The organism is Ensifer sp. PDNC004 (genome assembly GCF_016919405.1).
Taxonomy (GTDB): domain Bacteria; phylum Pseudomonadota; class Alphaproteobacteria; order Rhizobiales; family Rhizobiaceae; genus Ensifer.
In genome coordinates this window covers 1,409,824-1,430,647 of record NZ_CP070353.1, presented here as the reverse complement: position 1 = coordinate 1,430,647, position 20,824 = coordinate 1,409,824, and the positions used below count along the sequence as shown (strand labels likewise).

Genomic DNA, 20,824 nt, shown 5'->3' with positions numbered 1-20,824 from the left:
GGACCTAACCGGAATTGCGCCCGGATTTGTTGAGAAACGAGTTGAAGCCCGGAGTTCCCCGCCATATGAGGAGCCGGGTTGGCGGGACGCTGCGACGCCAGACGATTTCGCGTGAAAGTGTTTGGTCGGGCCGCTGCCATAAAGCCGGCAGGACAGAGCATGGACTGTCAGTCGGGCGGTTCGGCAATTGGACGATAATTAAGGTACCGGTATCTGACTGATGATCAGGCTGATTGGATATTTTTTCGGGATTGGCGCGTTTCTGCTGCTGGGTGTGGCCGGAGCCGTGGCGCTCTATCTTGGTGTCGTCACCAAGGACCTGCCGGACTACGAGGTGCTGGCGAAATATTCGCCACCGGTGACCACGCGCTTCCACGCCGGCAACGGCGCGCTGATGGCGGAATATGCCCGCGAACGGCGCCTCTATCTGCCGATCCAGGCCATCCCGGATCGCGTCAAGGCAGCCTTCATCTCGGCGGAAGACAAGAACTTCTATCAGCATCCGGGCGTTGACATCACCGGTCTCGCGCGCGCCATCGCGGTAAACCTGCAGAACTTCGGTTCCGGCCGCCGCCCGGTCGGCGCCTCGACGATCACACAGCAGGTGGCCAAGAACTTCCTGCTTTCATCCGACCAGACGATCGACCGCAAGGTCAAGGAAGCGATCCTCTCCTTCCGTATCGAGCAGGCCTACAGCAAGGACCGCATTCTCGAGCTCTATCTCAACGAGATCTTCTTCGGTCTGAACTCTTACGGCATCGCCGGCGCCGCGCTGACCTATTTCGATAAGTCGGTGACCGAACTGACCATTGCCGAGACTGCCTATCTTGCAGCGCTTCCGAAAGGCCCGGCCAATTACCATCCGTTCCGCAAGACCGCAGCAGCGCTCGAGCGTCGCGACTGGGTGATCGACCGCATGGTCGAAAACGGCTACGTCACCAAGGCTGATGGCGAAGAGGCCAAGAAGCAGCCGCTCGGCGTCAATCCGCGCCGCGGCGGCGCCCATCTCTTTGCATCCGACTTCTTCGCCGAAGAAGTCCGTCGTCAGATCATCCAGAAGTACGGCGACAACGCGCTTTATGAAGGCGGCCTTTCGGTCCGCACGTCGCTTGACCCGCGTCTCCAGACCGCGGCACGCAAGGCCCTTCAGACCGGCCTGTTGACCTATGACGAGCGTCGCGGCTTCCACGGCCCAGTCAAGTCGATCGAGATCGGCGGCGACTGGGGCGAGCCGCTCGGTGCGGTCGTCGCCTTCAGCGACGTGCCCGAATGGAAGCTCGCCGTCGTGCTTTCCGTTGATGGCCAGGGAGCCGAGATCGGCATCCAGCCGGAGAAGGAAGCTTCGGGCAAGATCGTCGCCGAGCGTGTCACGGGACACATCTCCGCCAAGAACATGCAGTGGGCCTATCGTTCGGCCAACGGCGACCGCAAGTCGGCGAAATCGCCTGAAGGCGTCTTCGGCGCCGGCGACGTGATCTATGTCGAGCCGCTCGCCGAAAAGGGCGAATACCGTCTGCGCCAGCCGCCGAAGGTGCAGGGTGGCCTTGTCGCCATGGACCCGCAGACCGGCCGCGTGCTGGCGATGGTCGGCGGCTTCTCCTATGGCCAGTCGGAATTCAACCGCGCGACCCAGGCGATGCGCCAGCCGGGCTCGTCGTTCAAGCCCTTCGTCTACGCAGCCGCACTCGACAACGGTTATACCCCGGCGTCGGTTATCCTCGACGCGCCGATCGAGATCGTCGCCGGCGGCCAGGTCTGGCGTCCGGAAAACTACGGCGGCGGCTCCGCCGGCCCGTCGACGCTGCGCCTCGGCATCGAGAAGTCGCGTAACCTGATGACCGTTCGCCTCGCCAACGACATGGGCATGAACCTCGTTGCCGAATACGCCGAACGCTTCGGCATCTACGACAAGATGCCGCCGCTCTTGGCGATGTCGCTGGGTTCGGGTGAAACCACCGTCCTGCGCATGGTTTCGGCCTATTCGGTTCTCGCCAATGGCGGCAAGCAGATCAAGCCGTCGCTGATCGACCGCATCCAGGACCGCTACGGCAAGACGATTTTCCGTCACGAGGACCGCACCTGCGACAACTGCAACGCCGGCGATTGGCAGAACCAGGAAGAGCCTGTTCTGACCGACAACCGCGAGCAGGTGCTCGACCCGATGACCTCCTACCAGATCACGTCGATGATGGAGGGCGTGGTGCTGCGTGGCACGGCTGCAGGCAAGATCAAGCTCGATCGTCCGGTTGCCGGCAAGACCGGTACCACCAACGACGAAAAGGATGCCTGGTTCGTCGGCTATACCCCCGACATGGTCGCCGGCCTCTATCTCGGCTTCGACAACCCGGCCCCGCTTGGCCGCGGCGCGACCGGCGGCAGCCTTGCCGTGCCGATCTTCAACGACTTCATGACCGAAGCGGTGAAGGGTACGCGCCCGAGCAAGTTCGTCGTGCCCGAAGGAATGAGCATGGTCGCCGTCAACCGCAAGACCGGCATGGCCGCCCAAGAGGGCGAGCCGGACACGATCATCGAGGCCTTCAAGCCCGGCACCGGTCCGGCCGACACCTTCTCGGTCATCGGCGGTCTCGACCAGTACGTGCCGCCGGAAGAGATCCTCAAGAATTCGCCACAGGCGAACCAGGCAGTGACCTCCGGTTCCAACGGCCTGTTCTAGTCCTTATACCCGTCACGCGATGCCCGCCGCCTTTACATCAGCGGCGGGCATCGCTATTTGACGCTCACTTTCCTATCGGTTCACAAGAAGCAGGATCATGCGCAGCGAAATCGAGAATATTGTCGACGAAATCAAGCAGGCCATAAGCCTGCTGAGGAGGCATCTTTGACTGGGATCAGGCGGTAAGACGACTGGACTGGTTGAACAACAAGGCGGAAGATCCGACCCTGTGGAACGATGCTGCGGAAGCGCAGAAGCTGATGCGCGAGCGTCAGCAACTCGACGACGGCATCAATGGCCTGCGTCGTTTCGAGCAGCAGCTCAACGACAACATCGAACTCATCGAACTCGGTGAGGAAGAGGGCGACGCGGCGATCATCGCCGATGCCGAACAGGCACTGCGCGTTCTCCAGGCGGAAGCGGCCAAGAAGCAGGTCGAGGCCATGCTCTCGGGCGAGGCCGACCAGAACGACACCTATCTCGAAGTGCATTCGGGTGCCGGCGGCACCGAGAGCCAGGACTGGGCCAACATGCTTCTGCGCATGTATACCCGCTGGTCCGAGCGCCAGGGATACAAGGTCGAGCTGATGGAAATCCAGGACGGCGAAGAAGCTGGCATCAAGTCCGCGACGTTGCTCGTCAAGGGCCACAATGCCTATGGCTGGCTGAAGACCGAATCGGGCGTACACCGCCTCGTTCGTATTTCGCCCTATGACAGCAATGCCCGCCGTCACACCTCGTTTTCCTCGATCTGGGTCTACCCGGTCGTCGACGATTCGATCCAGATCGACATCAACGAGAGCGACTGCCGCATCGACACCTACCGTTCGTCGGGCGCCGGCGGCCAGCACGTCAACACCACCGACTCGGCCGTGCGCATCACGCACATCCCGTCGGGAATCGTCGTGCAGTGCCAGCAGGAACGCTCGCAGCACAAGAACCGGGCGAAGGCCTGGGACATGCTGCGTGCCCGTCTCTATGAAGCCGAACTGAAGAAGCGGGAAGATGCCGCAAACGCCGAAGCCGCGTCGAAGACCGACATCGGCTGGGGCCACCAGATCCGCTCCTACGTCCTTCAGCCTTACCAGCTAGTCAAGGATCTGCGCACCGGCGTCGAAAGCACGGCACCGGGCGACGTTCTCGATGGTGAACTTAACGAGTTCATGGAAGCAGCCCTTGCACACCGCGTTGCCGGTGGCGCGGATGCCGTCGTGGATGATTTGAACTAAGGCTGACAGCGGTCTGCCGAACTGAAATTGAAGAGGGCCGGATGTTCACATCCGGCCCTTTCTTTTGCTCAGTTGGAAGCGCGCTCGATCTTGATGTCGCCGAGATCATCGATGAGCACGGTCCAGCTCTCAGGTTCTCGCACCGACGGGTCGGTCTTCAGATAGACGGTCGCAAACATGCCGGGCTGTGCGGTGACGCCGGTCGATGTCTCCGGACGGATGTCGGTGACATAGGCCTTGAGCGCGGAGAATTCTTCGAGTTCCGCCGACGAAATCACCACGGGGCCGGCCGAGGTCGCTTCCACCTGCTGCAAATGGACCTGGGCGGTTCCGTCCGCCTGGCGAAGCGCGATCAGCTTGTAGTAGCCGCGCCGGGAGTCGCCCGGCTTCTCGGCGGCGGCGTTCGGGTCGAGTGACGACAGCGGCTCTCCACTTTCCTCCCAGTAGCCGGTGCTGGTCACGAAGGTTGCCTCAGGCGGAACGATGTTGGCATCCTGAGCCTTGGCGCCGGCGCTGCTAAAAATCAGGAACAGCGCGAGGAGGGCGGATCTGTGCATTGGGTCGTCGTCCTTAAGGCGGCGGCTCGGCTGCCGTTTGCTGCGGGCCGGCGGAGACCTGGCCGGCAGGATGATACCATAGGTCGCGCGGAGAACGTGCGCTCAGTTCGAAAATTGCTCGGCCAGGATGCGGTCCGACCAAGAATGATCGGGATCCGAAAGGATACGCGCCGTCATGTTTTCCGATTCGGCGATCTTTACCCTGACCACCGACTTTACTTCCTGATGGTCCGCCACGGCGTTCACCGGCCGCTTGTCGGCCTCGAGGATTTCGATCTCGACCGTGACATGGTTCGGCAGGAGCGCACCGCGCCAGCGGCGCGGGCGAAAGGCGCTGACCGGGGTCATCGCCAGAAGCGGGGCCTCGAGCGGCAGGATCGGTCCGTGGGCGGAGAGATTGTAGGCGGTGGAGCCGGCCGGGGTGGCGACCAGCAGCCCGTCGCAGGTCAACTCCTCCAGCCGTGTCTTGCCATCGATCAGAACGCGAAGCTTTGCTGCCTGGTAGGACTGGCGGAAGAGGTAGACCTCGTTGATTGCAAGTGCCGTGAAGCTCTCGCCATAGACGTCGGTCGTCTGCATCTCCAGCGGATGAAAAGCGTTCTCGACCGCCTGGCAGATCCGGTCCGTCAGGTTCTCGGTGCTGTAGCGGTTCATCAGGAACCCGACAGAGCCACGGTTCATGCCATAGACCAGCTTGCCGCTGTTCATTGTCTGGTGCAGCGTCTGCAGCATGAAGCCGTCGCCGCCAAGCGCGACGATCACATCGGCTTTCGACGGATCATGGTCGCCATAGATCGCCTTGAGATCAGCCGCAGCCTTTTGTGCCTCTTCCGCGGGCGAGGCGAGAAAGGCGAAGGAATTGAACGTTCGGGCCATGAAATTCTAGTCCGCTCGATATGTTATGCGCCGCCAGCGGCAATCTTTCTCCATCGTTTCTGGCATGGCCCGGAACCGAACGCATCTGAAAAATTGGGAGAATTCGCAATTTTGCTTTACACCACATGAGATTATGGTAACTCCCACCAAAGCAAGTGCCCTTATAGCTCAGTTGGTAGAGCGGCTGATTTGTAATCAGTAGGTCGGGAGTTCGAGTCTCTCTGGGGGCACCACTTCATTTCTTCCCCATTGGTTCTTCCGAGTTTTTGGCCGCTACCGTGCCGGATTTTGATTGTTCGGGGCGTTGCTGCGGATACACCGTCAACGCAAAGCGAGCCGTCAGTCACGCATCGCAAAGATGGCCATGAACACAGGCGTGCCGATCACAACGCCGACAATCGAAAACAGCGGTCCATAGATCAGCGCGCTCAGCGGTATGCTGGCGGCGCATGCCGCAATGCCATCCTCCAGGCAGTTGTACGGCCCGCCCTCGAATATGTCGTAGACCGGCAGGAACAGTCCGGCGACGATCAGGCTGACAAGGAATGCCAGGACGGCGGAGACGATCAGTCTTCCAAGAGTTCTCATACTCCTGAACTATAGGGAGTCAGTGGTTTCGGCCACCGCCGATTGTACCTCCCGTTTTTGATAAGCGGCATATGAGCATTCTTCGGCTGCTTCTCGTGGAAAGGTCCTGATCATCGAACACGTTCTTTCAGCAGCGGCCAAGGCCAGCTTCGCCAAACCCGCAGTGCTGGCGCCGATCCGATGGGCGTGCGTTTTGCTGTGCGGTTTTATCGTTTGGAGCCCCGCCAACGCGCAGGAGGGATCCGATTGGGCGGAGATGAGTTCGGGCGCGACGCAAGTTTCCGGCTTGGGGTCGGTCCGGTATTCCGTGGGATACAGCAACATCGGCTATGACCACTTTCGTTCGGAGATCGTGGTTGAGTGGCGTGACGGCGCTAAGCGGACGCAGACGATCTACGAAGGCATCTACGACAGGCCGCCTGCAAAGGTCTGGGGTGTTCAAGGCCATCTTTGCGTTTCGATGCAAGCTTGCGCCCGGTATGAGGACGCCTGCACGGCGCAGGTGATCGCCTACCGATATGACGCCGGCGCCAGATCCTTTGCCGAGCTTGAAAACGGCGAGCAGTGCAGCCGATGACATGCGGCGCCGTCCCCGGTCGGAGTAAGCGGTCAACGTTTGATCGATGAGCGGCTCCACGCATCTTCACTTCGACACTGATACGTCGCGACCGCAGCCAGCCATGCACAGGCCCTCGACGTCGAGATCGTAACGCCAGTGCTGTCCGAGTAATGGTTCACGATCCGCGATCCCGACGGCAATGCGCTGATGATCTGTCGGTACTGATCGGAAAGCCGCACTGCTGCGGCATCAGATGTCGAAGGACGGCCCCATGCGCACCGGAACCTCGCGGCATTTCTGCAGGGCGTTGAGCAGGTTCTCGGCCAGATAGTCGATCAAGGCTCTTGTCGCCGGCAACATGCCCTGGCGGGACGGGAAGACGAGGTGCACGACAACGTCGTTCGACGTCCATTCCGGCAGCACCGGCGCAAGCACGCCGGCGCGGAAGGCGCGCTCGCAGATATGGTCGGGCAAGAGCGCGACCCCCATACCTTCGATCGCGGCGCGTTCGAGAATCAGGAAGTCGCTGCAGCCGATGATCGGGCGGTGGGTGATTTCCGTCGTGTTGCCGTCGATCGAAACCAGCCGCCAGACGTCGGTCGGGTGCTGTTCGTTCATCGAGAGCGTCGCCTGCTGGCTGAGGTTCTCGATGGTGATCTCGCCCGAGCGGGCAAGGAAGGTGGGGCTGGCGGCAAGCCGCTCGCGCACCTCGCCGAACTTGCGGATGATCAGCTGGTTGTCCGTATCGAGCTGACCGCGGGCGCGCAGCGCCACGTCGACCCGCTCCTCGATCAGGTCGATGCGACGGTTGGTGGCTGTAATCAGCAGCCGGACGCCGGGATAGCGGCGGTGAAACGCTGGCAGGATATCGGCAAGCATCGGGGTGAAGCCGAGCGGGCAGGCGAGCCGGACCGTGCCCGAGGGTTCGGCGCGCACGGCGGCGATCTCAGCTTCGGCGGCAGCCACCCCGTCGAGAAGGCTCTGGCAATGCTCGTAGAACACCCGGCCGATGTCGGTGACACGCAGCTTGCGGGTCGAGCGCTCAAGCAGCCGCACGCCGAGCTGCTCCTCCAGGCGGGCCACATGTTTGCTGAGCTTGGATTTGGGTATATTGAGGTCCCGTGCCGCGGCACTGAAGCCGTTGTTTCGCACGACGGCGGCAAAAAGCCCGAGGTCGTTCAGATCCTGCATTGTCCTGTCTCCGAAGTGCGGATGATGCATATGATTGTTTCCGTCTGGAAACAGTATGTCAAATATCCGCTGGCTTATCGGGTCATTGTTTTCCCCTCATATGTGGATCACCGCAACGTAAACACAAAGGTGTTCCCATGAACGTTCTTCATATCGACTCCGGTATCCTTGGCGACCACTCGGTTTCCCGCCGTCTGACGGCCGCCCTTGCCGCCCAGGTCAAGGCTGACCGCCCGGATGCCCAGGTGACCTACCGCGATCTCGCTGGCAGCTCGCTGCCGCATCTGACCGGCGCTCAGATCATGGCCCCGGCCGACCTCGAAGGCGTCGACGCCGGCCTTGCTGCGGACGTCAAGCTCGGCCGCGACATGCTGGAAGAATTCCTGGCCGCCGACACCGTCATCATCGGCGCGCCGATGTACAACTTCGGCATTCCGAGCCAGCTGAAGGTCTGGATCGACCGCATCGCCGTCTCCGGCAAGACTTTCCGCTACACCGAGAACGGTCCGGAAGGCCTCGCCAAGGGCAAGAAGGTCATCGTCGCCTCCACCCGTGGCGGCCATTACTCCGCCGGCCCGGCGGCCGTCATGGATCACCAGGAATCCTACCTGAAGACGGTCTTCGGCTTCCTTGGCATTACCGATGTCGAGTTCGTTCGCGCCGAAGGCCTGAACCTCAGCGCCGACTCCAAGCAGTTTGCGATCGCCGAGGCTGAAAAGACCATCTCCGAAGGCAACGTGCTTCGCCTGGCGAGCTAAAAACCAAGTTCAGCGGATCACCGAGGTGATCCGGTGGGAGGGGCGTATGCCCCGCGTGCGGACGGTGCCGGTTGCGCAAGCAGCCGGCATTGTCCGTTTTCGAATATCGATATCTGCTTTATAATGGCCCCATGATGGACAGGCGGACGATCCTTTGGGGCATGACCGCTGCGGTGGCCTTCTTGTTCGCTGCCGAAGCCACGCTGGCTGCGCCGCCGGATCATGGCTGCACCTGTCGAAACCGAGACGGTTCCAAATATGAGCTTGGGCAGGTCGCTTGCCTGCGCGTCGATGGCAACGCCTATCTCGCGCGATGCGAGATGAACCTCAATGTGACCACGTGGAAGAAATTGCGTGAAGGCTGCCCGACGGCCGGCATGAACACGCCCGGTCGCCTTGCGCAGCAATCCGTCGGTTTGTGACGGGTCGGCGCGGCTTGCCGTCCTCTTTCCCGATCTTTCGAAGCCGCACGGCATCAGGCTCCGCAATCCTAAAGGTGCGAAGATATCCACAGGCGCCAGTTCGCGTTAAGGCCTCGGCTTTGGAGCCGTTGCGGATGACGTGGCCGCCGGCGCCGTAACGCTGAGGCGGCCAGGAGCGTCCGGCGATGTCAGCGCTTCAGATACTGGCGGGCCGCATACATGGCGATCGCCGCTGCGTTCGAGACGTTCAGCGACTTGATCGCGCCAGGCATGTCGAGCCGGGCAAGGTCGTTGACGATCGAGCGGGTCTTCTGCCGGAGCCCCTTGCCCTCGGAGCCGAGTACGAGCGCGATCTTCTCGCCGCTGAACGTTCCTTCCAGCGGCTGCGGTCCTTCCGAATCAAGGCCAATCGTCTGGAAGCCCAGTCGATGCAACTCCTCGATGGCATCACCAAGGTTGGTGATCTGGATATAGGGGATCATTTCCAGCGCGCCGGAGGCCGATTTGGCGAGCACGCCCGATTCGGTTGGGCTGTGGCGCATGGTGGTGATCAGCGCGCCGGCATCGAAAGCCACGGCCGAGCGCATGACGGCGCCGACATTGTGCGGATCGGTTACCTGGTCGAGCACGAGGATCAGCGGGCAGTCGCGCAGCGCCTCCAGCCGGCGATGCGGCAGCGGGCGCGTTTCGAGCATCACGCCCTGGTGGATCGCGTCGGGACCGAGAATCTTGTCGAGATCCTGTGGCGTCACCGTTTCGACCGGGAAGGGCAGGGCCGAAAGCTCCCCGAGTTCCAGCCTTGCGGCGGCGTTCTGGGTCACACTGAGGCCAATGATCTGACGCGCCGGATTGTCCAGCGCGGCGCGAACCGTGTGCAGGCCGTAAAGCAGCACTTGCTCAGGGGCGAGCTGCGGCGCTTTCCAATCGGCTGGGGCCTTTCGGCGCCTGTCCTCTTTCGGGGTTGGAATTTCGCCACGCTCTCGCTTGGCGTCGCGGTGCGCGCGCCTCAGGTTTGCGTAATGGGTGTCCTTGGCGCTCTTGTCGCCGGTGCGATCTTTGCTCATTGGCGTCTTATAGAGGGCTTGCCTGTCCGGCGAAATGGTTTTCCGCGCCGGGGGTAATTTTGCGGCTGTGGAGAAAATCGGATTTTTTGCACCGAGCCGTGTTGACAGGACGAAACGAGGCAGTCATATACCCGGCCACAGATCGAGAGCGGCACCGACAAGTCGCTGGTTGTCTCACGATCTCAAATGCTTGGTCGAAAGATCCCGACAGAATAATGGAGGGATGCCCGAGTGGTTAAAGGGGACGGACTGTAAATCCGTTGGCTCAGCCTACGTTGGTTCAAATCCAACTCCCTCCACCATTCTGCTTCTGGATCGAAGGCCCGCGGGTATAGCTCAATGGTAGAGCAGCAGCCTTCCAAGCTGAATACGCGGGTTCGATTCCCGCTACCCGCTCCAATAGCGGTGTCCTCCTTCCTTTCAGATTAATGTAGCGAATAAACATTCGCCGCTAAGCGCTTGAATGCTCTGCAAACGCAGCGATTCGCGGCGCGATGATGCCCAATCTTGTGCCGGCGTTGCGGGCTTCTTATATATCTGCAGGAAAAGGCCAGCGGTGGCCGGTCCGGGCGCGCGCAATTAAGTCTTGCGCAAATCCCCTGAAACCCTTAAACGGCTCCACAAACCGGCCCTGCCGGCTGATCATTATTCATACTTGACCACAGGAAACGTACCCATGGCAAAGAGCAAATTTGAGCGCAACAAGCCGCACGTTAACATTGGCACGATTGGCCACGTTGACCATGGCAAGACGTCGCTGACCGCAGCGATCACGAAGTACTTCGGCGAGTTCAAGGCGTACGACCAGATCGACGCCGCTCCGGAAGAAAAGGCCCGTGGTATCACGATTTCGACGGCCCACGTTGAGTATGAGACGCCGAACCGTCACTACGCTCACGTTGACTGCCCCGGCCACGCCGACTACGTCAAGAACATGATCACCGGTGCAGCGCAGATGGACGGCGCGATCCTGGTTTGCTCGGCTGCTGACGGCCCGATGCCGCAGACCCGCGAGCACATCCTGCTTGCTCGTCAGGTTGGCGTTCCGGCAATCGTCGTGTTCCTCAACAAGGTCGACCAGGTTGACGACGCCGAGCTTCTCGAGCTCGTCGAGCTGGAAGTTCGCGAACTTCTGTCGTCCTACGAATTCCCGGGCGACGACATTCCGATCATCAAGGGCTCGGCTCTTGCTGCTCTGGAAGATTCGGACAAGAAGATCGGCGAAGACGCGATCCGCGAGCTGATGGCTGCTGTTGACGCCTACATCCCGACGCCTGAGCGTCCGATCGACCAGCCGTTCCTGATGCCGATCGAAGACGTGTTCTCGATCTCGGGCCGCGGTACGGTTGTGACCGGTCGCGTCGAGCGCGGCATCGTCAAGGTTGGCGAAGAAGTCGAAATCGTCGGCATCCGCGACACGTCGAAGACGACGGTTACGGGCGTTGAAATGTTCCGCAAGCTGCTCGACCAGGGCCAGGCTGGCGACAACATCGGCGCGCTGATCCGTGGTGTTAACCGTGACGGCGTTGAGCGTGGCCAGATCCTGTGCAAGCCGGGTTCGGTCAAGCCGCACAAGAAGTTCATGGCCGAAGCCTACATCCTGACGAAGGAAGAAGGCGGCCGTCATACGCCGTTCTTCACCAACTACCGTCCGCAGTTCTACTTCCGCACGACGGACGTGACGGGCATCGTAACGCTGCCGGAAGGCACGGAAATGGTTATGCCGGGCGACAACGTCACGGTTGCCGTTGAGCTGATCGTTCCGATCGCGATGGAAGAAAAGCTGCGCTTCGCGATCCGCGAAGGCGGCCGTACCGTCGGCGCCGGCATCGTTGCCTCGATCGTCGAGTAACGATCGAAAGGCGATGCCGTAAGCTGCCGACGGCAGCAAAAAAGGTGCAAATGGCGCGCAAGCGCGATTTGCACACGGCGCCGGCATCGTTGCGTCGATCGTCGAGTAATCTGCTGATTAGATCTCAGTAGGAAGGCCCCGCCGGCGACGGCGGGGCCTTTTTCGTCGAGCAAGTCGCCAGGACCGCTGCGATGAAGCCGCGCTTGCCGTTGGTGTAGATATCCCAATCGCCCTCAGCCTCGCTCGCGAGCTGCCTTTTCAGCGTCTCGTAGCGGCGGGCGAGATCTGGGTTCTCTCGGAGCGCATCGCGAAAGAGCATGCGCTCCGCATGAGTGGCGTTGTCGTCCCTACAGAGATAGAGCCGCGTACCATAGGGGAACGTTGCCGCCGTAAACGTCCGCAAGCCGTTTGCGTGCGGATCGCCGTGACAGGCGTAGCCTGCCTTGCTGAGGCGCGCGCTGAGCTCCGGCAGTGCCCCTGGGTCCGTGATCACCGCATCGATATCGATTTTCGGCTTCGCAGCCAGTCCCGGTATCGCCGTACTGCCGATGTGATGGATCTCGCGGACGAAAGGCGAGAGCAGGGCGGTGATGAAACGCGCCTGCTCGTCAAAGAGCGACGGCCAGAGGGGATCATATTCGACCAGCGTGATGCGCGACATGCGAATCGATTCCGATGAGGGGTGCTGCCGGCAGCATAGCGAATGCCGGCCGTGCCACGACCATTTCTGAGTGGCGCGGCAATGACTTGCCTTTCACTGTTGGGTGCTCCGACCGGCAGGGCAGGGGATAGATGCAATTGAATGAGGATTTTTTTGCTTCTTCGGTGAAAGGCGCTTGTCATCCTCCGGCAAACTGAATATGAAGCCGCTGACTTGAGGCGGCGACACGTTGTTGAACGGGCACGCAGCCGAATAGGGGTATAGCTCAGTTGGTAGAGCGGCGGTCTCCAAAACCGCAGGTCGGGGGTTCGAGCCCCTCTGCCCCTGCCATTCTCTCCAGGCTTGCATAAGCGCTGAGGGTTCGGCAGAGTAAGTTTAAGGATCGGTTAGCCGATCGACGAAATTCACAGAAAAGACTGATTGGCTCTTGTGGTTTTCAGAATCGGTCTTTATGTAGGGTCCAAACAGACACGCGGTGCGTGGGGCTGAATCATCGGCTTTACGCGCCGTAATGGCGTGAGCATTACATGGCATCCAAAACGAATCCGGTAACGTTTCTGCAGCAGGTTCGCTCTGAGACGTCGAAAGTGACCTGGCCCTCTCGGCGCGAGACGATGATCTCGACGCTGATGGTCTTCGTCATGGTCTTTTTTGCCGCTGCCTTCTTCTTTGCTGCGGACCAGTTGATGGGTTGGGCGATCGGCCTCATCCTCAACGTTGGCGCTTGATTGGGTGGAGGCTAGTATGGCTGCGCGCTGGTACATTGTTCACGCCTATTCGAACTTCGAAAAGAAGGTCGCTGAATCGATCGAGGAAAAGGCCAAGCAGAAGGGTCTCGAGCATCTGTTCGAGAAGATTCTCGTGCCGACCGAGAAGGTTGTCGAAGTGCGTCGGGGCCGCAAGGTCGATGCCGAGCGCAAGTTCTTCCCGGGCTACGTTCTGGTTCGCGCCAATCTGACGGACGAGGCATTCCACCTCATCAAGAACACGCCGAAGGTAACCGGCTTCCTCGGTACCGACAGCAAGCCCGTTCCGATTCCGGACCATGAAGCCGAGCGCATCCTCGGCCAGGTCCAGGATGGTGTCGAGCGTCCGAAGCCTTCGGTCTCGTTCGAGATCGGCGAACAGGTTCGCGTTTCGGATGGTCCGTTCGCTTCGTTCAACGGCGTCGTTCAGGATGTCGACGAAGAGCGTTCGCGCCTCAAGGTCGAAGTTTCGATCTTTGGTCGCGCGACCCCGGTCGAACTGGAATACGGTCAGGTCGAAAAGGTCTGATAAGGCCTTAAAAGGATAGGGTGGGTTTCGGCCCATTCTGGCGGAGAAATCCGCATGCGCGTGGAAGGATGCCGGCCTTAGCCGGGTCGGATGTTCCGCACCACGCAACCGCAGCCGCCGATCCCCCGTGATCGGCACAAGTCGGGAAACCGGCGCAATTGATCCTCGGTGCGATCCGTCGCAAGGGGATTTCAGAAAGGCAGAGAGAAATGGCTAAGAAAGTTGCAGGCCAGCTCAAGCTGCAGGTGAAGGCTGGGTCGGCCAATCCGTCCCCGCCGATCGGTCCTGCGCTTGGTCAGCGTGGCATTAACATCATGGAATTCTGCAAGGCGTTCAATGCCGCCACGCAGGAAATGGAAAAGGGTATGCCGATCCCGGTCGTCATCACCTATTACCAGGACAAGTCCTTCACCTTCGTCATGAAGCAGCCGCCGGTCAGCTACTTCCTGAAGAAGGAAGCGAAGATCCAGTCCGGTTCGAAGACCCCCGGTAAGGGCGGTTCGGCCGGCAAGCTCACCAAGGCTCAGATCAAGTCGATCGCCGAAGCCAAGATGAAGGATCTCAATGCTGCCGATATCGAAGGCGCAATGGCCATGATCGAGGGCTCCGCCCGCGCTATGGGCCTGGAAGTGGTAGGCTAAGACCATGGCGAAGATTGCAAAGCGAGTACAGAAGTCCCGCGAGGGCGTTGACCCGACGAAGATCTACGGCCTCACCGAAGCCGTCTCGATGGTCAAAGAACGCGCAACTGCCAAGTTCGACGAAACCATCGAAGTCGCGATGAACCTCGGCGTTGACCCGCGCCACGCTGACCAGATGGTCCGCGGCGTTGTCAACCTGCCAAACGGCACCGGCCGCTCGGTTCGCGTCGCCGTTTTCGCACGTGGCGCCAAGGCTGATGAAGCCAAGGCTGCTGGTGCTGACGTCGTTGGCGCAGAAGAGCTCGTCGAAATCGTCCAGGGCGGCAAGATCGATTTCGATCGTTGCATCGCCACCCCGGACATGATGCCGCTCGTCGGTCGCCTCGGTAAGGTTCTCGGCCCGCGTGGCATGATGCCGAACCCGAAGGTCGGCACGGTTACGATGGATGTCGCTGGTGCCGTCAAGGCTTCCAAGGGCGGCGCCGTTGAATTCCGCGTCGAGAAGGCCGGTATCGTTCACGCTGGCATCGGCAAGGCGTCCTTCGACGCCAAGGCACTGGAAGAAAACATCCGTGCTTTTGCTGACGCTGTCGTCAAGGCGAAGCCGACGGGTGCCAAGGGCAACTACGTCAAGCGCGTTGCGATTTCGTCGACCATGGGCCCGGGTCTCAAGATCGACCCCGCCACGCTCAGCGTCGCCTAATGAATTTCGGGCTTCGGCCCGAGACTGAATTCCCGGCCTTTCGGGGCCGGGAATCCGGACGTCAAGTCCGGAACTCCTGTCCGAGATTGCGGGTGGTTATACCTTAATCACTTCGGCCTGCATGAGACGGGTAAGATCTGAATTTCACTATGGCGCCGGAGGCGTCGAAATTCGGTTCGAACCTCGCTTGCCTTGTGTCAGACCCGGCTCTTCCGGGAACGCCAAGGGACAGGATCCTTAAGCGTTATCAGGGATCGAGCAGATCTCGGGTGACAAAGGCAAACCCGATGGGGCTGCATTATTGCAACCCTGTCTACTGGAGACAGACAGTGGAAAGAGCGGAAAAACGCGAATTCGTCACGGAGCTGAACGAAGTCTTCAAGGCTTCCGGTTCGGTTGTCGTGGCCCACTATGCTGGTGTCACAGTTGCGCAGATGAACGACTTCCGTTCGAAGATGCGCGCTGCTGGCGGCACCGTCAAAGTCGCGAAAAACCGCCTGGCCAAGATCGCTCTTCAGGGCACCGAGTCGGAAGGGATGACGAATCTCTTCAAGGGTCAGACGCTGATTGCATACAGCGAAGACCCGATCACGGCTCCTAAGGTTGTCATGGATTTCGCCAAGACCAACGACAAGCTCGTTGTTCTCGGTGGCGCCATGGGCACGACCACGCTCAACGCCGAAGCAGTCAAGTCGCTCGCGACCCTGCCTTCGCTCGACGAGCTGCGCGCAAAGCTGCTGGGCCTTCTCAATGCCCCGGCAACCCGCGTCGCAACGGTTGTACAGGCACCGGCAAGCCAGCTTGCTCGCGTGTTCTCGGCCTATGCCAAGAAGGACGAAGCCGCCTAAGGCGGATTTTCGCTGTTGTATTTAAAACCAGTTCGAACCGAACAAAAGGAAAAGTAAAATGGCTGATCTCGCAAAGATCGTTGAAGACCTCTCCTCGCTGACCGTTCTGGAAGCTGCTGAGCTTTCCAAGCTGCTCGAAGAGAAGTGGGGCGTTTCGGCTGCTGCTCCGGTAGCTGTCGCTGCTGCTGGCGGCGCTGCTGCTCCGGCTGCTGCTGAAGAAGAAAAGACCGAGTTTGACGTTATCCTCGTTGACGCTGGCGCCAACAAGATCAACGTCATCAAGGAAGTTCGCGGCATCACCGGCCTCGGCCTCAAGGAAGCCAAGGACCTGGTCGAAGGCGCTCCGAAGCCGGTTAAGGAAGCAGTTTCCAAGGCTGAAGCTGCTGACCTCAAGAAGAAGCTCGAAGACGCTGGCGCCAAGGTTGACGTCAAGTAATTCGGCTACATGCAAGGGGAGGTGGCCTTTTCAGGCCGCCTCTCTTTGACCGTTTTTAGAACATATTACCCAAAAGCCTGTCGAAAAACGGCTTTTGGGTAATGGGTTCTTCAAGAGGATGGTCTCGAACGGAAGGCAGCACAGCAATCCGCGCTGAGCGTTTTTCGTTGGTTGGACGAGATTGAACTACTCATTGATTGACGGGGTCGACTGGCCATCGGTTCCCGTCCGTTGCAGGCCCGGATGCAAGATTGACAAGGAGCGACGATGGCTCAGACCCTTTCGTTTAACGGTCGCAGGCGCGTACGCAAGTTTTTTGGTAAAATTCCAGAAGTCGCAGAAATGCCGAACCTCATCGAGGTTCAAAAGGCATCCTACGACCAGTTTCTGATGGTTGAAGAGCCCAAGGGCGGTCGCCCTGATGAAGGGCTTCAAGCTGTTTTCAAGTCGGTTTTCCCGATCAAGGATTTCTCGGGCGCATCGATGCTTGAATTCGTTTCGTACGAATTCGAGCCGCCGAAGTTCGACGTCGAGGAATGCCGTCAGCGCGATCTGACCTACGCAGCGCCGCTCAAGGTGACGCTGCGCCTCATCGTGTTCGATATCGACGAGGATACCGGCGCAAAGTCGATCAAGGACATCAAGGAACAGAACGTCTACATGGGCGACATGCCGCTCATGACCGACAACGGTACGTTCATCGTCAACGGCACCGAGCGCGTCATCGTTTCGCAGATGCACCGTTCGCCGGGCGTGTTCTTCGACCACGACAAGGGCAAGAGCCACTCGTCGGGCAAGCTGCTCTTTGCAGCCCGCGTCATTCCTTACCGCGGTTCCTGGCTCGATATCGAGTTCGACGCCAAGGACATCGTTCACGCCCGTATCGACCGCCGCCGCAAGATTCCGGTGACGTCGCTGCTGATGGCGCTCGGCATGGACGGCGAGGAAATCCTCGACACCTTCTACACGAAGTCGCTCTACCAGCGCGACGGCGAAGGTTGGCGCGTGCCTTTCCAGCCGGATGCGCTGAAGGGCCAGAAGACGCTCGCCGACATGATCGACGCCGACACCGGCGAAGTCGTTGTCGAATCCGGCAAGAAGCTGACCCCGCGTCTGCTTCGCCAGCTGCAGGAAAAGGGCCTGAAGGCGCTCAAGGCGACCAATGATGATCTCTACGGCAACTACCTTGCCGAAGACGTCGTCAACTTCAGCACCGGTGAAATCTACCTCGAAGCCGGCGACGAAATCGACGAGAAGACCCTTCCGGTCATCCTCTCGGCCGGTTTCGACGAGATTCCGGTTCTCGACATCGACCACATTAATGTCGGTGCCTACATCCGCAACACGCTGACCGTAGACAAGAACGAGAACCGTCAGGACGCCCTGTTCGACATCTACCGCGTCATGCGTCCGGGTGAACCGCCGACCATGGATTCCGCGGAAGCCATGTTCAACACGCTGTTCTTCGATGCCGAGCGCTACGACCTTTCGGCCGTCGGTCGCGTCAAGATGAACATGCGTCTCGACCTCGAAGTGGCCGACACCGTGCGCATCCTGCGCAAGGAAGACATCCTGGCCGTGGTCAAGATGCTGGTCGAGCTGCGTGACGGCAAGGGCGAGATCGACGACATCGACAACCTCGGCAACCGCCGTGTTCGTTCGGTCGGCGAGCTCATGGAGAACCAGTACCGTCTCGGTCTGCTCCGTATGGAGCGCGCGATCAAGGAACGTATGTCCTCGATCGAAATCGACACGGTCATGCCGCAGGACCTGATCAACGCGAAGCCGGCTGCTGCCGCCGTTCGCGAGTTCTTCGGCTCCTCGCAGCTGTCGCAGTTCATGGACCAGGTGAACCCGCTTTCGGAAATCACCCACAAGCGCCGTCTTTCGGCTCTTGGCCCGGGTGGTCTGACCCGCGAGCGCGCCGGCTTCGAAGTCCGCGACGTTCATCCGACCCACTACGGCCGTATTTGCCCGATCGAAACGCCGGAAGGCCCGAACATCGGTCTGATCAACTCGCTTGCAACCTTTGCCCGCGTCAACAAGTACGGCTTCATCGAAAGCCCGTACCGCAAGATCGTTGACGGCAAGGTGACGAACGACGTCGTCTATCTCTCCGCAATGGAAGAGGCGAAGTACCACGTTGCCCAGGCAAACTCGATTCTCGAGAACGACGGTTCGTTCGCTGAAGAGTTCGTTGTTTGCCGTCACGCCGGCGAAGTTATGCTGGCGCCGCGCGACAACATCAACCTGATGGACGTTTCGCCGAAGCAGCTCGTTTCGGTCGCAGCGGCGCTCATCCCGTTCCTTGAGAACGACGACGCCAACCGCGCACTGATGGGCTCGAACATGCAGCGTCAGGCCGTGCCGTTGCTGCGTGCCGAAGCACCGTTCGTCGGTACCGGCATGGAGCCGGTCGTTGCCCGCGACTCCGGCGCAGCAATTGCTGCCCGCCGTGGCGGTGTCGTCGACCAGGTTGACGCGACCCGTATCGTTATCCGCGCCACGGAAGACCTCGATCCGTCGAAGTCGGGCGTCGATATCTATCGTCTGCAGAAGTTCCAGCGTTCGAACCAGAACACCTGCGTCAACCAGCGCCCGCTGGTCACCGTCGGTGACATCCTGAACAAGGGCGACATCATCGCTGACGGTCCGTCGACCGACCTCGGTGACCTGGCTCTCGGCCGCAACGCGCTCGTCGCGTTCATGCCGTGGAACGGCTACAACTACGAAGACTCGATCCTGCTCTCCGAGCGGATCGTGCGCGACGACGTGTTCACCTCCATCCACATCGAAGAATTCGAAGTGATGGCGCGTGACACCAAGCTGGGTCCGGAAGAAATCACCCGCGACATTCCGAACGTTTCGGAAGAAGCGCTGCGCAACCTCGACGAAGCCGGTATCGTTTATATCGGTGCTGAGGTTCAGCCGGGTGACATCCTCGTCGGCAAGATCACGCCGAAGGGCGAAAGCCCGATGACGCCGGAAGAAAAGCTTCTGCGCGCCATCTTCGGTGAAAAGGCCTCCGACGTTCGCGACACCTCGATGCGCATGCCCCCGGGCACCTTCGGTACCGTCGTCGAAGTTCGCGTCTTCAACCGCCACGGCGTTGAGAAGGACGAGCGCGCGATGGCGATCGAGCGCGAGGAAATCGAACGCCTCGCCAAGGACCGTGACGACGAACAGGCGATCCTGGACCGCAACGTCTATGCCCGCCTCGTCGACATGCTGCGTGGTCACACGGCCGTTGCCGGCCCGAAGGGCTTCAAGAAGGGCACCGAGCTTTCGAACCTCGTCGTCAGCGAATACCCCCGCTCGCAGTGGTGGATGTTCGCCGTCGAAGACGAAAAGGCTCAGGGCGAGATCGAAGCTCTGCGCGCCCAGTACGACGAATCCAAGTCGCGCCTTGAACAGCGTTTCATGGACAAGGTCGAGAAGGTCCAGCGCGGCGACGAAATGCCTCCGGGCGTCATGAAGATGGTCAAGGTCTTCGTCGCTGTGAAGCGCAAGATCCAGCCGGGCGACAAGATGGCCGGCCGTCACGGCAACAAGGGTGTCGTGTCGCGTATCGTGCCGATCGAAGACATGCCGTTCCTGGAAGACGGCACGCATGTCGACGTCGTTCTGAACCCGCTCGGCGTGCCTTCGCGCATGAACGTCGGCCAGATCCTCGAAACCCACCTTGGCTGGGCTTGCGCCGGCATGGGTCAGAAGATCGGCGCGATGCTTGACGCCTACAAGGCAGGTGCCGATATCCAGCCGCTGCGCGACACCATCGACAGCGTCATCGGGTCGGGCCCGAAGGGTGAGCCGATCAAGCAGTACGACGACGAGTCGATCGTGCGCCTGGCCGAGCAGACCCGTCGCGGCGTTTCGATCGCAACGCCGGTCTTCGACGGTGCTGTCGAAGCCGACGTCAACGAGATGCTGGAGCAGGCAGGTCTGAAGGTGACCGGTCAGTCGACGCTCTATGACGGCCGTACCGGCGATCAGTTCGACCGCCAGGTGACCGTGGGCTACATCTACATGCTGAAGCTCAACCACCTGGTCGACGACAAGATCCACGCCCGTTCGATCGGTCCGTACTCGCTCGTCACCCAGCAGCCGCTCGGTGGTAAGGCGCAGTTCGGCGGTCAGCGCTTCGGGGAAATGGAGGTCTGGGCGCTCGAAGCGTACGGCGCCGCCTACACCCTGCAGGAAATGCTGACGGTGAAGTCGGACGACGTTGCCGGTCGTACCAAGGTCTACGAAGCGATCGTCCGTGGCGACGATACCTTCGAAGCGGGCATTCCGGAGAGCTTCAACGTTCTCGTCAAGGAAATGCGCTCGCTGGGCCTTTCGGTCGAGCTCGAAAACTCGAAGGTCGACGAGGCTGGCGCGGCGCAACTGCCCGACGCAGCCGAGTAAAGAGACCCAAGGTGCGTGCCGCTCATGCGGCGCGCACCGTTTCCGCCGGAAGACGCTGACGTCTCCGGCAGGAACGAAGCCGC

Annotated in this window: 19 protein-coding genes and 4 tRNA genes; 17 read left to right on the top strand and 6 right to left on the bottom strand. The window is 60.5% G+C overall.

Translation table 11 applies throughout. From position 1 onward, the window contains the following. The first annotated feature begins 220 nt into the window (after positions 1 to 220). Complete coding sequence (locus JVX98_RS15235) at positions 221 to 2,674, top strand: penicillin-binding protein 1A (RefSeq protein WP_192447235.1); 2,454 nt, start codon at positions 221 to 223, stop codon at positions 2,672 to 2,674. Between the two features lie 97 nt (positions 2,675 to 2,771). Beyond that, positions 2,772 to 3,903, top strand: a protein-coding gene (gene prfB / locus JVX98_RS15230) for a peptide chain release factor 2 (RefSeq protein ID WP_192447234.1) whose coding sequence is annotated in 2 segments (ribosomal slippage) — positions 2,772 to 2,840 and positions 2,842 to 3,903 — 1,131 coding nt in all. Because the reading frame shifts where the segments join, the coding sequence is not laid out codon by codon here. 68 nt (positions 3,904 to 3,971) lie between these two features. On the opposite strand, the gene JVX98_RS15225 is transcribed toward prfB, so the two are convergent. Next, complete coding sequence (locus tag JVX98_RS15225; protein ID WP_192447233.1) at positions 3,972 to 4,460, bottom strand: hypothetical protein; 489 nt, start codon at positions 4,458 to 4,460, stop codon at positions 3,972 to 3,974. A gap of 102 nt (positions 4,461 to 4,562) precedes the next feature. Next, positions 4,563 to 5,336 (bottom strand): NAD kinase, encoded by a 774-nt coding sequence (locus JVX98_RS15220; RefSeq protein WP_192447232.1) that lies wholly within the window; start codon positions 5,334 to 5,336, stop codon positions 4,563 to 4,565. Positions 5,337 to 5,493: 157 nt separating this feature from the next. Between JVX98_RS15220 and JVX98_RS15215 the strand changes: the two genes are divergently transcribed. After that, positions 5,494 to 5,569: transfer RNA gene (locus JVX98_RS15215), tRNA-Thr, on the top strand. A 106-nt stretch (positions 5,570 to 5,675) separates the two neighbouring features. Here the strand turns inward: JVX98_RS15215 and JVX98_RS15210 are convergent. Beyond that, positions 5,676 to 5,924: a hypothetical protein gene (locus tag JVX98_RS15210; protein ID WP_205239096.1), complete on the bottom strand. Its 249-nt coding sequence runs from the start codon at positions 5,922 to 5,924 to the stop codon at positions 5,676 to 5,678. A 163-nt stretch (positions 5,925 to 6,087) separates the two neighbouring features. Here JVX98_RS15210 and JVX98_RS15205 point away from each other — a divergent pair, with 163 nt between their 5' ends. Next, a complete protein-coding gene (locus tag JVX98_RS15205) occupies positions 6,088 to 6,501 on the top strand; it encodes a hypothetical protein (protein WP_205239095.1) in 414 nt (137 codons plus the stop codon). A 231-nt stretch (positions 6,502 to 6,732) separates the two neighbouring features. Here the strand turns inward: JVX98_RS15205 and JVX98_RS15200 are convergent, their stop codons facing one another. Next, positions 6,733 to 7,674, bottom strand: coding sequence for a LysR family transcriptional regulator (locus JVX98_RS15200; RefSeq protein ID WP_192447229.1), 942 nt, complete (start codon positions 7,672 to 7,674; stop codon positions 6,733 to 6,735). Positions 7,675 to 7,811: 137 nt separating this feature from the next. Here JVX98_RS15200 and JVX98_RS15195 point away from each other — a divergent pair, with 137 nt between their 5' ends. Both JVX98_RS15195 and JVX98_RS15190 read left to right on the top strand, forming a co-directional pair. Next, complete coding sequence (locus JVX98_RS15195) at positions 7,812 to 8,432, top strand: FMN-dependent NADH-azoreductase (RefSeq protein WP_205239094.1); 621 nt, start codon at positions 7,812 to 7,814, stop codon at positions 8,430 to 8,432. A 131-nt stretch (positions 8,433 to 8,563) separates the two neighbouring features. Next, on the top strand, positions 8,564 to 8,854 hold the full coding sequence (locus JVX98_RS15190; RefSeq protein WP_205239456.1) for a hypothetical protein: 291 nt from the start codon (positions 8,564 to 8,566) through the stop codon (positions 8,852 to 8,854). A gap of 188 nt (positions 8,855 to 9,042) precedes the next feature. Here JVX98_RS15190 and JVX98_RS15185 read toward each other — a convergent pair whose 3' ends face one another. After that, positions 9,043 to 9,918: an RNA methyltransferase gene (locus JVX98_RS15185; protein ID WP_043614183.1), complete on the bottom strand. Its 876-nt coding sequence runs from the start codon at positions 9,916 to 9,918 to the stop codon at positions 9,043 to 9,045. Positions 9,919 to 10,135: 217 nt separating this feature from the next. Between JVX98_RS15185 and JVX98_RS15180 the strand changes: the two genes are divergently transcribed. The 3 genes from JVX98_RS15180 (at position 10,136) to tuf (ending at position 11,770) form a co-directional block, all read left to right on the top strand. Next, a tRNA-Tyr gene (locus JVX98_RS15180) sits at positions 10,136 to 10,220 on the top strand. 23 nt (positions 10,221 to 10,243) lie between these two features. Beyond that, positions 10,244 to 10,317 (top strand) — tRNA-Gly (locus tag JVX98_RS15175). Positions 10,318 to 10,594: 277 nt separating this feature from the next. Further along, positions 10,595 to 11,770, top strand: coding sequence for an elongation factor Tu (tuf, locus tag JVX98_RS15170; protein ID WP_034795467.1), 1,176 nt, complete (start codon positions 10,595 to 10,597; stop codon positions 11,768 to 11,770). A gap of 124 nt (positions 11,771 to 11,894) precedes the next feature. On the opposite strand, the gene JVX98_RS15165 is transcribed toward tuf, so the two are convergent. Beyond that, positions 11,895 to 12,431 carry a GrpB family protein gene (locus JVX98_RS15165; RefSeq protein ID WP_205239093.1) on the bottom strand — a complete coding sequence of 179 codons (537 nt, stop codon included), beginning with the start codon at positions 12,429 to 12,431 and terminating at the stop codon, positions 11,895 to 11,897. 254 nt (positions 12,432 to 12,685) lie between these two features. On the opposite strand from JVX98_RS15165, the gene JVX98_RS15160 reads away from it, so the two are divergent. The 8 genes from JVX98_RS15160 to rpoB all read left to right on the top strand — a co-directional run bounded on the left by JVX98_RS15160 (position 12,686) and on the right by rpoB (position 20,741). After that, positions 12,686 to 12,761 (top strand) — tRNA-Trp (locus JVX98_RS15160). A gap of 197 nt (positions 12,762 to 12,958) precedes the next feature. Continuing rightward, positions 12,959 to 13,159: a preprotein translocase subunit SecE gene (secE, locus tag JVX98_RS15155; protein ID WP_034795473.1), complete on the top strand. Its 201-nt coding sequence runs from the start codon at positions 12,959 to 12,961 to the stop codon at positions 13,157 to 13,159. A gap of 16 nt (positions 13,160 to 13,175) precedes the next feature. Beyond that, positions 13,176 to 13,706, top strand: coding sequence for a transcription termination/antitermination protein NusG (gene nusG / locus JVX98_RS15150; RefSeq protein ID WP_034795476.1), 531 nt, complete (start codon positions 13,176 to 13,178; stop codon positions 13,704 to 13,706). A 209-nt stretch (positions 13,707 to 13,915) separates the two neighbouring features. After that, a complete protein-coding gene (rplK, locus tag JVX98_RS15145) occupies positions 13,916 to 14,347 on the top strand; it encodes a 50S ribosomal protein L11 (protein WP_043626293.1) in 432 nt (143 codons plus the stop codon). A gap of 4 nt (positions 14,348 to 14,351) precedes the next feature. Further along, on the top strand, positions 14,352 to 15,050 hold the full coding sequence (gene rplA, locus JVX98_RS15140) for a 50S ribosomal protein L1 (protein ID WP_043626296.1): 699 nt from the start codon (positions 14,352 to 14,354) through the stop codon (positions 15,048 to 15,050). 329 nt (positions 15,051 to 15,379) lie between these two features. Beyond that, complete coding sequence (rplJ, locus tag JVX98_RS15135; RefSeq protein WP_034795485.1) at positions 15,380 to 15,898, top strand: 50S ribosomal protein L10; 519 nt, start codon at positions 15,380 to 15,382, stop codon at positions 15,896 to 15,898. 58 nt (positions 15,899 to 15,956) lie between these two features. Next, positions 15,957 to 16,334, top strand: coding sequence for a 50S ribosomal protein L7/L12 (gene rplL / locus JVX98_RS15130; protein WP_034795489.1), 378 nt, complete (start codon positions 15,957 to 15,959; stop codon positions 16,332 to 16,334). Between the two features lie 267 nt (positions 16,335 to 16,601). Beyond that, positions 16,602 to 20,741, top strand: a complete 4,140-nt coding sequence (gene rpoB / locus JVX98_RS15125) for a DNA-directed RNA polymerase subunit beta (RefSeq protein ID WP_192447226.1) — start codon at positions 16,602 to 16,604, stop codon at positions 20,739 to 20,741. The last annotated feature ends 83 nt before the right edge of the window (positions 20,742 to 20,824 follow it).